We start from the raw sequence: 14236 nt of genomic DNA on the forward strand, positions 1-14236 counted from the left end.
TCTAATTTACCGTTAAAACCGGTTCTTTATGGGCTTGTAACCTCACCTCCACAGCCTTCTTTTCCACGATCTGCATAGCGGTATCCAAAGCCTCATTAAAATGTGTGCAGATATAGTCTTCATTCAGTCTGGAAAGCTCATTTAAATCGGCAAGAACCTGTCGGGTTCGAGGGGACATGCCGGCGGTTAACACCGCCACCCCGCGACTGTTGGCAGCTTCTATTAAATCGCCTAACGCGTAAGCACCCGACAAATCTAATTCATCCAACCATTTGCAACGAATGATGAGCACATCTTTGCTATCAAGATGTTCCACTGTCTCGTTCAACCAATCGATCGCACCGAAAAATAACGGACCGTGAGGACGGACGATGATAATCCTGTCACGAACAATATGCTCAAAACGACCGCTCAACTCTCCCATATTGGCCCCATTCAGGCTGATTTTTCTGGCATAATCCCTGGCGAAGGAAAAAATGAGGTCTTCTTCTTCCTGTTTCACATCTTCATCCCGTTGACTGAGATCCGCTTTATAGCGATCAGACTGGTCTTTTACAAAACGGAAAAACGCCACTGCGAGTCCCATCGCCATGGCAGACAGGAGATTCCAAAACACAGTCATGAAAACCACCAGCCCAAATACCATCAAATCAGAGGTCGGCAGTCTTCGAACCACAGGCAGGACTCGCATATCCAGAATGTCATAGCCGGCCTTGAGGAGAATCCCGGCCAAGGCGGAAAGAGGAATGGACGCCGCCAATGAACCCAGTCCGAAAATGAACGATAGAAGGACAAGCCCCATGGTAATGGACGACAAACGGGTACGAGCCCCACTCTGGATATTCACCACACATGGCATGGTATTCGTGGCCCCCCCCAGCCCTCCGACCAATCCTGAAAAGAGATTGGCTGATCCTTGGGCAACCAATTCACGGTCACTATTATGATGTGTGCCGGTCATATTATCGACAATGAGACAAGTCAGGAGACTATCAAATATACATAACCCCGCCAGAGCTGCAGCCGGGACAAAGGCCTTTTCCAAGATATCGAGGTTGGGAAGGTATAGCTCAGGTAAGCCCGTGGGAATATTTCCAATCTTCGGGATGTCTAGCCCGAGGACAACCGTGGTTACAGTACCGGCCAATAAGCCGATCAATGGACCTGGAAGCCAGGTCACAGGAGAAATTTTTGGCCAAACAATGACAATGAGTAAGGTCAATAAGCCGACTCCCAATGCCACCGGAGAGGCATGGGCCAAACTGGAGGGCAATTCCGTAATGGCGGAGGTAATACTTTTGACGCCGGGAAGTCCCAAAAACGGGTTGAGTTGCAGCAACATGTACAACACACCCAAACCCGTCATAAATCCGGAGATGACTGAATAGGGTGTGAACTTGATAAATTGCCCGAGCTTCAACAGCCCCAACGCAATCAAAATAAAACCAGCTAAGGCGATGGTCGTGAATACGAAAACCAGATCGGGGCTCCCATCGGCCAATTTATTGGTCTGAGTCATGGAAAGGATTTGAATGGTCATGGGTCCCGTCGGCCCACCAACCGACCACGCTGACCCGCTTAAGGGGCCCGCAATAAGACCGGCCGCCACTGCCGACCACATGCCCGCAATTGCTCCGAGCCCGGAAGCCACACCGAAGGCCAAGGCCATGGGAAGCACCACCATCGCCACAGTGATCCCCGCCAGCACATCCCCTCGCACATTGCTGGCAATCCCTTTGAAATTATCTTTAAAATTGAAATCTTTAAGATATAGACGAATACCCGCTGTCAGGTGCTCCATTTCTAATTTCCTCCGACCCACCGTCCAACTCGTCACCGTTTAGACAAGAAGGCAGAAATATGCCCTTCAAATATACAATAAGCTTCATCCGCAACATACATACCAATAATCAAGCAGATAGGGTCCAAAAAAATTTCTTTTATTTTTCTTTTTAATTTTCATAATATCTGTCCCGAGATCCCATCCCAGTTATAAACAGTTTTTTCTCGCTAAGATCTTATGTGCGAATTCGTACGGTGTGAACTGTGCGAAAGTGACCCTGATATGCCACGCACAAGAAAAGAGGACAACTCCCTTAAAGGAAAGATGAAGGCGCGGGCAAGTGAAAATTTATCCGGACTAATTGAGGAATTAGAATGTCAATGTCGCCATAGTATAGACATAGTTGACATCGGCCGTCCCAGGGCTTTGTGGCACACGATCAAAATAGGAGCCTTTGAAAAAACGCGTATATCCCACCTCAAATGTTGTATGTCGGAAATAACCTGCCTGAGGGGCCCACGTTATTGAGCTATCCAACATATTGCCAAGGAAAGTGCCCGCGCGACCGGTCGGGTCCTGCAGACCGCTACCCACAAAAGGGCCGCGGCCATCTGCTAGCCAGAAGGCGCGATAAGATACCATCAACCTGACCGTGGAGATCGGCTGCAGAGTCGAGCGAAACCCAATAGGTGAAAAAATATTGGATGGAAAGATGATGCCCAAAATTCCGGTTGGTCCATATTCTGCGCGACGTTTTGCGAACAAGAAATCAAAATTCTTTTTCGGGTTCCTGTCTCCGGACGCATAGTCGAACAAATAAACAAATCGTAAGGGCCATTTGGTCGCAAAACTATAGCCCACCTCTCCGTGATGTCGATGTGCAAAGTGATTCGTATGATCGACCTCTCCAGTCTGGTAAATCGATTCTATCTCATAATCAAATTGTTCTTTTGCAGGCTTGGACAATACTCGAAATCCCATGGTGGAAAGATTACGTTTTTGGAGATTCGTTCCCTCATTTAACTGAAAGAAATATGACTCCCCATTAGCCCAGGGGACATGGCGGCTGGAAATCGACGCACCGGAAAAGTAGCTAATGGGGCTAGTCCAATCCGGGCTAACCGTATGACGTTGGACCGGTTGCGTGACAAAGGCCCGGAGACTCCAATCAGAGAGTTTATCCCCCCCAAGGATCAATTGCACACCATCAAATGATGGCGTAAAGCTTCCAAAACGATGGCCTGCGATGAGACGTCCTTCTCCAAAGTCCATGACTAAACGGCCGACTTCCAACCTGCCGGAGGTCCCTGTTCCCAAAAAATTCTGCGACACCAGATCAAGATGGAGTTGAAAAATATCCAGATGATCGACAAAATTGGGATTGTGATCCTGTCCCCGATCAGCTACCGGGGCCCGAAAATCTGCAAGTTCCAGTGTGAATCGGATGGGATCCCAGATATCCTTAATTCCCAACAAAATCCTCGTCCGCTGTGCAACCATCTGATCACTTCCTGCTGTGCCTTTGGTAAAACTTTGATTAAACGTTTCATAGCGGGTTCGATGTTCAATTCCCAAATCCAGCCATTCCGGTGTCAGAGTAGAAAGAGTATTAGGCTGTTGCAAAACAATTTTCAGGCGATCAAAATCACTCGGGAATTCTTTGATATGAGTTCCATTTACAGCCCCATGGACGGGTTTTTCCACTGACAGACCTCCAAGAGCGAAAAGGAGGCCTATACAAAAGACTCCAACTTTTTTCATCGAATCTCCATACAAGACAGAAGCTGGCTATAATAATTTTCATTTTCAAAATTTTCCTATTCATCTTTTGCCACGCAAAACTAGTACCAATTTCCAGACATCGAGGAATCTGACCACGGTATTGGAGAGGCACAATAAAGATGCGTCCCTGCTCTTTCCAATTGCCATAACCGTCATGCTAAGGGTGATGCAGAGGATTTCAATTGATTTTTATATTTGCCGCCTGTCCTTATCAGAATTTCCCCTGGCTGCTGCCTTCAGCCACAGTGGCCATAACCTGCAAAGAAATGGTGCCATTTCACACATGATCTCCTGTGCATCATCGCACCCCAGCTGATTTTTCCGCTCACTATCAACCAATCCTTTGAATGAGATAGCAGTGCAGAAAATCGAACGATACTATTGGCCGAGCTTAATGGATTGAGCCTGATCAAATACGAGGGAAATATCATGGGCATAGCCTTTGCTTGGTTTGTAAAACATGATGAGGCCCTGCCTCTTCCTGGTGAATGGTTCATTGGAGTGGAGATCCTCCGAAAGTCAGTCCTGACAATCCAATACCCCTTGGATACGGGACAATGACGGGAGGCTCTCTTTCCAATGAATACAAAAGCAAAACACTCATACCGTAAAAAAGATCACCTGTCCTCAGAACTCCTCTCCTCTGCGGTTGATATCGATGACCAAAGATGGGAAAGTACAGTAAGCTGCGGCTGTACAGCTTATTTACTGATCTCCTAAACAAGGACGGCTATGCGTGCAACAATTTATGTAACCGACGATGATCAAAACGTGTGTGCTGCGTTAAGTCGCCGGTTGGTAAAAAAAGGGCACCACGTGAGAAGCTTCCATTCAGGCCCCTCGCTCATTGAGGCGTTGGAACATGAACTGCCCGATTTGCTGTTCCTGGATCTTAAAATGCCGGAAATGGATGGACTCGAAACTTTACGCCAAATTCGACAAAAGATCCCGAAAACCCTGGTTGTGATGCTGACTGCTTATGGGAGCGTGGAAGATGCGGTGGAGGCGATGCGGCTGGGTGCTTATGATTTTTTGATAAAATCCATCGATTTTTCAACGGTTGATCCAGCCTTACATCGAGCCATCACCTTCCTGGAGCTACGGCGCCGAATTGAGTTTTCTGCTTCTGAGAAACAACGTCAGTATTCCTGGGAGCATGTGATCGCCAGGAGTCCAGCCATGACCAGGGTCGTTGAACAACTCAAATTTTTCGACGCTCAGGACACCCCCTTAGTGTTTCTTCAAGGGGAAGTGGGGACGGGGAAAGAATTCTTGGCACGCATTCTTCATTATAATAGCCATAAACAGCTCGGCCCGTTTGTCACCGTCAGTTGCAACGAACAGAGGGGATCACTCCTTGAACCTCAGATATTTGGATATGAACGAGGGGCATTTAGTGGTGCCAGCCAAAGCATGCCGGGAGCATTTGAACATTCCGATGGGGGAACCTTATTTGTTGATGAGATTGAACATCTGCCAATTCCCGTTCAGGGATCCTTGGCCGATGCCATTCGCACCCGTGAATTTTGTCGAATGGGAGGATTTGACCGCCTCCCAACCAACAATCGAATTGTGGTGACCAGTTCGATTCCACTGGACCAACCAGGGTACCAGGAAATATTTCATCCAGAATTACGTTCTCTTCTCGAAAAACAGCAGCTCTTCATTCCTCCCCTTCGGGAACGGAAAGAAGATATTATCCCTTTGGTGATCAAAACCATTCACGCCTATGGTGAAGAGATCGGCCGTCCAAAGCTCGACATTGATTCTTCGGTACCTCCGCTACTGGATACGTACCAATTCCCGGGGAATATTCGAGAATTAGAGGCCATGATTCGCAGGGCGGTGTTGTGCTCGCAAGGACCTGTCCTTACTTCTCTGGACTTTTACTCCCAACATCCTGGCAGCGGAGAAGGTCTCCCTCCAAATACTGGTCGGGTGCTTTTTGAAATCGGCGGCCACAGTCTACAGGATATCCAAGTCATGGTGATTGACGAAGTCTTACGATTTACCAAGCAGGACAGAGAACAGGCGGCTGGCTATCTCCATATTTCTACACAGACACTGGATGAATATATTCAATTACGAAAAAAAATCTCCCATGAGACAGAGCGGTCGTGAGAAAGCAGCGGTAGGGCCTCCGTTCATTCGCCTTTCCCTTTTGGCACATTCTTATTGATTCGGGTAAGAATCCTCAAAACTCCCTATGCTCAAAGGCAGGGCCTCAGGCCTTTGACAGGCAGTTGCCATGGCCCCACCGACTGTTTAAACACTTTCGTCATAACTTTCCTTCCACTATCATCCTCAAAGCTCCCCGCTGAATAGGGCGTAAGGGTTTCTGAACAAAAAGCTGCCTTTCCAGAAGCCGCCGAATTTTCCGCCTGGAGAGATTCTCTTACATGTCCAGTACTGCTATTCATTGCTTCAACTAGGGTCGTTACCTGAACCCACACAATTATAGTTCAAGAAATGTTTAGCACAGTTCACATGGCGCGATCTCGCACCCGCTCCCTTCTGCTGCTTTGCTGAAAAAAGAAAAAAATACCCATAACCCCAAGTAATTCCTTATATTTTTCAGGGAAAAGCAGGACCCATCACCGGCACTCCCTTTCCTTTGACCTATTCGTTATGGGAAACCTATCCACATTCCGAAAACTCATCGAACAGGGAAAATGCACCCATGCCGACTCTATCGGCACTCGTTTCTCCCTCAACAAAAAATCCTCCAGGGTCCTTCGATTTCAAGAAAACCTTGGAACCGCATTTCCCCAGGTGCCTACCCCTCGGATGCCTTCGCGGAATATTCCCAATTCCGGTTACACCCCCTTTGGCATGAATCAGAAAAACTCAATCGCCTGCGTGAGCGTGTGTCGGGACAAGATAACCACCCAATTCATGAAAAGACTCCATAATGCCTGGAATGGAACATTTAAGTTTTCAAGTCTGGCCGGAAGTTGTATCTCGGTGTTACGGGACTTCAAGCCGCCAATCATCATGCTCCCAATACTGATGGCAGAGAAAGATACGTGCATTTTGCCTTTTCCCATACCGCCATCGATGGCCACCCAGGATCCCAAGTCTTCCCACAAGCTTGGGGCGTATTGATTTAAATACTCTAAGACCCTTCTCAAGGAGAAGCCAGCCTGGACCTGAACCCGGAAAACGTGGAGCAGAACCTCTCAGACAGACTGTTTAGAAAATTGGTATTCGGAGAAATTCCCGATTTGGTAACTTTTGACCAAAGCCACCCAACATATCGTCCGAGAAGATCTTGAACGTATGATCCAACTAACCGTCAATCCCAGCAAAACCGACTATGCGGTATTAACTAGTGTGCAAATTCACAGGCCATCCCATACAGACTGGATTTGGATGGAGACTTCTTAAGTTTTCGTTGATGGGAAAAGAAACCCATTATTTTAAAAATTTATCATGATTCGGCCAATACTTGGGCGATTTCATCAAAACCTTAGCCTGACGCGTTTCAAAAGGTGAATCTAGCCATATAGCCCAATAAGTATTAAGTATTTTTAATAGCCCTGGGGGTACGTAATGGTGAAATTTACAAGCACAGGCAACAAGCTCTAGGACATCCAAGCCTCGATATCTCCCAACTCATCAAAGTTAAATCCGAAAAGGTTGCAAAAAATCCCCAAATGCATTCACTTGTGGAATAAATAAAATAAAGGCAGGGATCCCTCCCCAGCCACGCCGAAAAGGACTCACCTGACTCTGTCTTATTTCTGACTACCCCAAGATATAATGGGCTTTAAGGCCTCGGTAATTTTTCTCTAAGGCCTCACCTTCCTCAAAAAAAGCATTTTACCCCTCTACACAACCTCCTCTGATAGCCGGTGTGCTTTTAGTTCTTATTAGATTATACCCATTACCTTCAATATTAGAGCGATATCGCACGGTCCTTACTTGATAAATCCGCTCGTTTTCACGTTTACGAATGAATGCTCTTTTCTTTTATATATATAAGCAATTGAATTATTTAGTTAATTTATAAATCATCACCATAAAACCATTTGGCATTTTCCTTGCTTTTTAACAATATAAGATCAAGAAATATTAGGAGGATGATCAAAAATGGAAGGCTTTACTCTTATTTTACTTATCACATGGGCGGTACTTTCGAGATTTTAATATGGAACATGTCCCTCTTATCGCAATTTTGACTATCATAGTCATTGCATTGATGAATCGATTGGGTTTGGATTAATTTCGCACCCCTTTCGGTCTTCCTAATTTCAATTGCCCTTCATCTGCTCTTCGCCCATCTCTCTGATTGCTCTACACACAATTTAATGCATTAAAAAGTATGAGGTCTTGTTGATCTCCTGCTATAGTTTTGTATAAATCTCCCTCAAACAAATAGTTAGCTGTGTGCAAGAAGGATCGCGTGTAGGCTCACAAATTGGATAAATATATGAATCGTAAGTTTTTTTTCATACTCCTTTTCTCTATTCTCATTTCCTTGGGAATTGGCGTGGGTATCGGAGGGCGACTTGCACCACAGGAAGGCATCCCTATTCGTATGGTCGCAAACTATTTACATGCCGTTCTTCAAGCAGACCGGACCTTTTACACCCAACATGTCGTGGAACGGATGGAAGACATGCTTATTGTGACCGCAACGGAAAATTGGCGGGAAGAACGGACATTGCCTTTGCCCGCACAATTTTTCAAAGAGGCCTCACGTGGATTACAGGTTGCCGGTAAACCGTTTCGATACCGGTTGATGGGACTTTGGCCATTAAATCCGGAAAATGCTCCTCAAAATGACCAGGAACGAAATGCTTTGGAGCAAGTGGTTAAATTTGGAGAAGTAGTTGAGCAGGAAATTCAGCTAAACAATCAGCCCTATTATCAAGCTATTTTTCCTGATCGAGCGGTGAGCCGAGCCTGCGTCCACTGCCATAATGCCCACAAGGAAAGTCCCAGACGGGACTTTAAATTAAATGATGTCATGGGAGGACTGGAAATTTTAATTCCCATTAACTAATCTTCCCTGTCAAAATTTTCAGCCCATTTTCGGTCTCCTCTTTTTTCCCAATCTTATTCATTGTAATCCTCGTTATCCTTTTGAAAATCTTCTCTTCGCTTCCCACTTGACGAAGAACCGTGTGATAGAGTGAAATCCCCGCCCAGTTAGTCTTCATCTTTTATCCTAGGATATGCCCTATGGGGCTTGTTCACGGGTTACATTTCAACAACCTCCGCGGTGATATCTACGGAGGGATGGTTGCCGCTGTCGTGGCCCTGCCGTTGGCGCTCGCTTTTGGGGTCGCTTCTGGCCTAGGAGCCATTGCCGGTTTATACGGGGCTATATTCGTCGGATTTTTTGCCGCGCTTTTCGGAGGTACCCCCGCTCAGGTTTCCGGTCCCACGGGCCCCATGACTGTGGTGATGGCTGGAATCGTCACAATCTTCACAGGCAATCCTGGGTTGGCCCTGATGGCCGTGATTCTTGGCGGTGTCTTTCAAATCCTGTTGGGACTTTCCAGGGTGGGACAGTACATCGCGTTGGTCCCATATCCGGTGGTCTCCGGCTTCATGAGCGGCATCGGCTGTATCATTCTCATTTTGCAATTGGGCCCCCTGGTTGGCCATGCTGCCAGCCCCGAGGGTGTCGTCACAACACTCAAGGCAATTCCCGGGTTTTATGGGAATCCAGTTTGGGATGCGGCCCTTGCCGGGGTCCTTGTTTTGGCCATTATGTATTTGACTCCGGGTAGGATTGCGAAGGTGGCCCCTCCTTCTTTATTGGCCCTCCTCGTGGTTACCCCACTCGCCTATGCTTTTCTGCCTGATGCCCCTACCATCGGGGAGGTTCCACGGGGATTCCCCACCCCTCTCATGCCAACAATCACTTGGGAAACCTTGCAAATCGTACTGGAATCAGCCGCCATCCTGGCCGTATTGGGAGCGATCGACAGCCTGTTAACCAGCCTGGTCTGCGATAATATGACCCGGACCCAACATGACCCGGACCGCGAGCTTATTGGTCAGGGTATAGGGAACATGGTCGCCGGTGTGTTTGGAGGTCTCCCAGGTGCCGGAGCCACCATGCGGTCGGTAGCCAATATCCGAACCGGAGGACGGACACCGATCTCCGGCGTACTTCACTCCATAATTTTGTTGGCAGTTCTTTTGGGACTTGGCCCTTTGGCGGAGAAAATCCCCTTAGCCGTTCTCGGGGGGATTTTGTTCAAAGTTGGTATTGATATTATTGACTGGCGGTTCTTACGACACATCCTGCAAGCCCCCCGCATCGATGTCGTCATCATGACCGTGGTGTTACTGACCACCGTACTGGTGGATCTCATCACCGCCGTGGCCGTGGGAATGATCTTTGCCAGCCTGTTCTTTGTCAAACGCATGGCGGATTTGGAACTGGCTAATCTCCACATCGTGACCAACCCCACTCCCAGCACCCCTCTTTTACCGGAAGAAGCCACGATTCTGGAACAAGCCAACGGGAAAATTCTCTTGATTCATGTCGATGGCCCCATGAGCTTTGGATCCGCCAAAACCATGGTCCGCCGCCTGGAAACCGTCCCGGGCTTCAATACGTTTTCTAGCGTTGTTTTGGATTTATCCAAAGTCCCGGCCATTGACGGAACAGCGGCGTTGGCGGTGGAAGATATGTTGAATATCATTAAGGCCCACGACCAACATCTTTTCTTCGTGGGCATGCAACCTCATGTTACTAAGGCGTTGGATGGCTTGGGAGTGCTGGTGCAGATTCGGCCTGGGCATCGCTTTGCCAGCCGATTGGAGGCTTTGCAGAAAGCCTCATTGGTAGAAGGAGCCTACCCTAAGGACCCATCAGGACCTTCTGCACCAAACCGGAATCTTCCTGCGACTCCCTGAACAGGCCTGGTTTTTTGACCCTGTATATTGGGCTTTTAAAAATATGCACGAAACAGCTATTCAGACCATCTTTGGATTCTCGCCACTTTGGGTGGCTACATCAATTTTAATATTGACCTATGCCGTCATTATCGCTGAACGGTTTAATCGGGCGATTGTAGCGCTTCTTGGAGCCGCTGCCGTTATTGGAACGGGAGTCCTCACACAGGACCAAGCCATTCAAGGCATTGATTTCAATACCATCGGCCTACTCACCGGCATGATGATCCTGGTCGGAATTACCAAGGAATGCGGCATCTTTCAATTTCTTGCAATCAAAGCCGCAAAGGCGGCCAAGGGTAGCCCGTGGGGCATCCTGGTTATGCTCTCAATTGTCACCGCAGTGCTCTCGGCATTTTTGGATAATGTCACGACGGTGCTATTGGTCGCACCGGTTACCTTGCTCATTGCTGACGAGCTGAAAATCAATCCGTATCCTCTGCTCTTCGCAGAGATTAATGCCTCGAATACAGGCGGTACCGCTACGCTGATCGGTGATCCCCCCAACATTATGATCGGCTCTGCCACCAGTTTGACATTTAATGATTTTGTGATTCACCTGACTCCCGTTGCCATTGTGGCCTTTAGTGCCACACTCATCCCTCTTTGGTTTATGTATGGAAAAACCATGTTCGCATCACCAGAAGCCCGAGCCCGCATTATGGCCTTTAACGAATATGAAGCCATTCGGGATGTTGGTTTATTGAAACACTGTCTGCTGGTCTTTAGCCTGGTCATTCTTGGATTTATTTTAGCCCATTCGATAGGCATGGAACCCGCAACCATTGCTCTGGGTGGCGCCGCCCTGCTCCTGTTGCTCGTCACATTTTCCTTAGACAACGAACAGGCAGGGCATAAAGTCCATACCATGTTCGGACAAGTGGAATGGATTACCATTTTCTTTTTCTGCGGCTTGTTCATTATTGTTACCGGTGTGGAAGATACCGGTCTTTTACAGTCCATTGCCGATTGGACCTTGAGTCTCACCGCAGGGAATTTCACCGTGACAACCCTGGCTATTCTTTGGGTTTCGGCCATTCTTTCGGCTATTGTGGATAACATACCCTTTGTGGCAACCATGATCCCCATGATCAAAAGCATGCTCCCGGTCTTTCAGCAGGCTGGTATTCCAATTGAACAGGCCGAAACCCTCTGGTGGGCATTATCGTTGGGCGCGTGTTTAGGAGGGAACGGGACGCTGGTGGGAGCTTCCGCCAATTTGATTGTGGCGGGGATTGCCGAACGCAATGGTGTACCATTCCGATTTCTGCCATTTTTGAAAGTCGCCTTTCCCCTGATGATCCTACAGGTTTTGATCAGCACCGTTTACATTTGGATGAGGTATTTATGAAGGCTCAGGACATCATGATCCGTCAGACACACACCATCCCACCCCAATGTACGATCGGGGAAGCCCTTCGCAAAATGGCGGATCTGCGCCTCCAAGACTTTCCGGTTGTGGATGAGAAGAAGAGGTTACTGGGAACACTGAATTTCTGGCAGATTCTTGAATGGGCCATGCCTCCCTACATTTCTCAAGGGGATCTTCCCGATGTTCGTTTTGCACCGAACCTTGTACGGTTCCATGAACGCCTCGGAGAACTCAAACCAAAATCCGTCACTCAGGTGATGAATCCCCATCCTCCATGTGCCCGACCGGATGACTCCGTACTGGCCTGCGCGGCTTTGATTATGAAAACTCCGAAAACAGTCTATTTACTGCCCGTGGTGGAAGGAGATCATCAACTGGTGGGAATTATTTCTGCCTGGGACGTTATTAAAGAAATTGCCGGGTAGAAGATCAGGAGGAACATGGCTGCATTATTCTTTTCAGCTCCTGACTCCATCCGATTCACGGACCCGTATTAAATGACTCCGTATATACCTCCACTTGATCGATTACCCACCTGCCCTCAGGATTTTTCAGCAGGACATACAACTCATCCTGCGGCTGATCACCCATCAGCGTGACAATGTGAGCATGGACAATCACATGGGCTTCTTTGCCCACCATTTTTTCATGGGCTATCTTGGCACGCACATATTTCAACTGTAGATCCCGAAGATACGGCCCTCGGAGGGCAATCCATTCTTCTTTGGATACCCCTTCCCTAAAGGCCGTTGTGGTCAGCTCAGCGGCCCGTTCCATATTTCCCGGGTAGACTTCAAACCACTGTTCCACCACCTGGCGAGGTGTGGAAAAGGACAACTCTTGAGACTCCGCCATCCCGCCACCAGCCACGCTCACGGCAATCGCTAGGTAGGTCCCTGCAACCCACAGGACAACCCCTCGCCCTTTGCCTTTTGACTTCATGTTAGAGTCCCCCTTATCTGGCAAATTTTGGATAACTTGTAAAAATCCTTGGCCAAATCAATGTCCTAAAGGGATAGGGTCCAGGGGAAAAAAGGAAATGCTGTTCCAAGCCTGAAAGATCATTTCATTGCCTATCAGAGATCCTTTTGTTGGCATCAAGAGTGCCCCGGAAATTGGTAAAGTACAGAAAGGTTTCAGGGTTTATTCGACATGGCACCATTGACAAACAAATCCGAAATCCAACAGGGGGAAAATGCTCACCCCCCGGAACACCTCACCCGTGTCCTAGCCATCATTTTTACCGGAATTGTGTGTTTCCTCATCTTCGCCATCCTTTGGCCAAATCAACCGTCTTTACTCGACATCGTCATACGATTTCTGGGCATCGCGCTGGGCGGCGCCTGGTTATACCGCTTCCTGACTCGTCATATTCGGCACCGCGCCATGATTCGTCAAGCCCCGTTTCCTACCGAGTGGGAAAAAATTCTGATACAGAACGTCCCATTCTATCAGGCGCTTTCTCTCCACGACCAAAACCGTTTTAAAGAAGAAGTCCATATTTTCCTTCATGAAAAGCGAATTACCGGCATCAATACGCCGGTTGATGACACCGTCCGGGTATTGGTTGCAGCAAGTGCCATCATTCCCATATTTGGATTTCCAGGCTGGGAATGGGAACATATCAGGGAAATCCTGATTTATCCGACCTCCTTCGATGAGAAGTATCAAATGGGATCGACTCAAGAGCATCCGATTTCAGGCATGGTTGGAACAGGCGCAATGAACCGCATAATGATTTTGTCCAAACCGGATTTATTACTCGGTTTCAAACAATATTCACACGGACATAATGTGGGTATTCATGAGTTCACTCATTTATTGGATAAATCGGATGGCACCGTAGACGGGGTCCCTGAGGTTGTCCTACCCGGACGAGCCATTAGACCCTGGCTCAAACTGGTTCAGAGTGAAATGACCAAAATCCGAAAGGGGCATTCGGATATCAATCCCTATGGGCTTACGAACGAGGCTGAATTTTTCGCGGTGGTCTCAGAGTATTTTTTTGAAAAACCTGTGAAAATGAAACAGAAACACCCTGCACTCTATGAAATGTTGAAACAGATCTTTCGCCAGGATCCCCAAGCACAAATTACGGATACCCTCAAGACCATGCTCCGCTCAAACCAGGCTTCTCTGAAACATTCGGCTCCCTGCCCATGTGAAAGCGGAAAACCCTTTGAACAGTGCAGTTCCACCAATGATGCAAAATCCATCTCCGACAAATGACGCCGAATGAGAAAACAGAAATAATGGCAAACCATGGAAGCTCAACAATTTTCTTTGAGCCATTTGGGAGACATCTCGACTTGAGCACCTGAATCAAGATAAAAAACATGCAATTCTGACCAAATACCCAAGCCCCAGAAACAGACAGTCTA

11 protein-coding genes are annotated in these 14236 nt (G+C 47.8%); 8 read left to right on the forward strand and 3 right to left on the reverse strand.

What is annotated here, in order from left to right:
- Position 1: 1 nt before the first annotated feature.
- Both H6750_05050 and H6750_05055 read right to left on the reverse strand, forming a co-directional pair.
- Positions 2-1801 carry a SulP family inorganic anion transporter gene (locus H6750_05050; protein ID MCB9773675.1) on the reverse strand — a complete coding sequence of 600 codons (1800 nt, stop codon included), beginning with the start codon at positions 1799-1801 and terminating at the stop codon, positions 2-4.
- A gap of 351 nt (positions 1802-2152) precedes the next feature.
- Positions 2153-3544: an alginate export family protein gene (locus H6750_05055; GenBank protein ID MCB9773676.1), complete on the reverse strand. Its 1392-nt coding sequence runs from the start codon at positions 3542-3544 to the stop codon at positions 2153-2155.
- A 753-nt stretch (positions 3545-4297) separates the two neighbouring features.
- Between H6750_05055 and H6750_05060 the strand changes: the two genes are divergently transcribed.
- The 7 genes from H6750_05060 to H6750_05090 all read left to right on the forward strand — a co-directional run bounded on the left by H6750_05060 (position 4298) and on the right by H6750_05090 (position 12280).
- On the forward strand, positions 4298-5686 hold the full coding sequence (locus H6750_05060; GenBank protein ID MCB9773677.1) for a sigma-54-dependent Fis family transcriptional regulator: 1389 nt from the start codon (positions 4298-4300) through the stop codon (positions 5684-5686).
- A gap of 507 nt (positions 5687-6193) precedes the next feature.
- Positions 6194-6670 carry a hypothetical protein gene (locus H6750_05065; GenBank protein MCB9773678.1) on the forward strand — a complete coding sequence of 159 codons (477 nt, stop codon included), beginning with the start codon at positions 6194-6196 and terminating at the stop codon, positions 6668-6670.
- Positions 6671-6799: 129 nt separating this feature from the next.
- Positions 6800-6952 (forward strand): hypothetical protein, encoded by a 153-nt coding sequence (locus H6750_05070; protein ID MCB9773679.1) that lies wholly within the window; start codon positions 6800-6802, stop codon positions 6950-6952.
- A 1045-nt stretch (positions 6953-7997) separates the two neighbouring features.
- Positions 7998-8573 carry a DUF3365 domain-containing protein gene (locus H6750_05075; GenBank protein ID MCB9773680.1) on the forward strand — a complete coding sequence of 192 codons (576 nt, stop codon included), beginning with the start codon at positions 7998-8000 and terminating at the stop codon, positions 8571-8573.
- A 179-nt stretch (positions 8574-8752) separates the two neighbouring features.
- Positions 8753-10444: a SulP family inorganic anion transporter gene (locus H6750_05080; GenBank protein MCB9773681.1), complete on the forward strand. Its 1692-nt coding sequence runs from the start codon at positions 8753-8755 to the stop codon at positions 10442-10444.
- Positions 10445-10487: 43 nt separating this feature from the next.
- Entirely contained in the window at positions 10488-11834 is a 1347-nt protein-coding gene (locus H6750_05085) for an ArsB/NhaD family transporter (protein MCB9773682.1), read from the forward strand.
- Positions 11831-12280, forward strand: a complete 450-nt coding sequence (locus H6750_05090) for a CBS domain-containing protein (GenBank protein MCB9773683.1) — start codon at positions 11831-11833, stop codon at positions 12278-12280. The genes H6750_05085 and H6750_05090 overlap by 4 nt, the downstream gene beginning before the upstream one ends.
- Before the next feature lie 55 nt (positions 12281-12335).
- Here H6750_05090 and H6750_05095 read toward each other — a convergent pair whose 3' ends face one another.
- Positions 12336-12797 (reverse strand): hypothetical protein, encoded by a 462-nt coding sequence (locus tag H6750_05095; protein ID MCB9773684.1) that lies wholly within the window; start codon positions 12795-12797, stop codon positions 12336-12338.
- A 210-nt stretch (positions 12798-13007) separates the two neighbouring features.
- Here H6750_05095 and H6750_05100 point away from each other — a divergent pair, with 210 nt between their 5' ends.
- Positions 13008-14084, forward strand: a complete 1077-nt coding sequence (locus H6750_05100; protein MCB9773685.1) for a zinc-dependent peptidase — start codon at positions 13008-13010, stop codon at positions 14082-14084.
- Positions 14085-14236: the final 152 nt, after the last annotated feature.

It is taken from the genome of Nitrospiraceae bacterium (assembly GCA_020632595.1).
Classification (GTDB): domain Bacteria; phylum Nitrospirota; class Nitrospiria; order Nitrospirales; family UBA8639; genus Nitrospira_E.

What these genes read in the sequence shown, in the direction of transcription:
- H6750_05050 (MCB9773675.1), bottom strand. Translation starts at nt 1,801, where the DNA reads ATGGAGCACCTGACAGCGGGTATTCGTCTATATCTTAAAGATTTCAAT.
- H6750_05055 (MCB9773676.1), bottom strand. Translation starts at nt 3,544, where the DNA reads ATGAAAAAAGTTGGAGTCTTTTGTATAGGCCTCCTTTTCGCTCTTGGA.
- H6750_05060 (MCB9773677.1), top strand. Translation starts at nt 4,298, where the DNA reads ATGCGTGCAACAATTTATGTAACCGACGATGATCAAAACGTGTGTGCT.
- H6750_05065 (MCB9773678.1), top strand. Translation starts at nt 6,194, where the DNA reads ATGGGAAACCTATCCACATTCCGAAAACTCATCGAACAGGGAAAATGC.
- H6750_05075 (MCB9773680.1), top strand. Translation starts at nt 7,998, where the DNA reads ATGAATCGTAAGTTTTTTTTCATACTCCTTTTCTCTATTCTCATTTCC.
- H6750_05080 (MCB9773681.1), top strand. Translation starts at nt 8,753, where the DNA reads ATGGGGCTTGTTCACGGGTTACATTTCAACAACCTCCGCGGTGATATC.
- H6750_05085 (MCB9773682.1), top strand. Translation starts at nt 10,488, where the DNA reads ATGCACGAAACAGCTATTCAGACCATCTTTGGATTCTCGCCACTTTGG.
- H6750_05090 (MCB9773683.1), top strand. Translation starts at nt 11,831, where the DNA reads ATGAAGGCTCAGGACATCATGATCCGTCAGACACACACCATCCCACCC.
- H6750_05095 (MCB9773684.1), bottom strand. Translation starts at nt 12,797, where the DNA reads ATGAAGTCAAAAGGCAAAGGGCGAGGGGTTGTCCTGTGGGTTGCAGGG.
- H6750_05100 (MCB9773685.1), top strand. Translation starts at nt 13,008, where the DNA reads ATGGCACCATTGACAAACAAATCCGAAATCCAACAGGGGGAAAATGCT.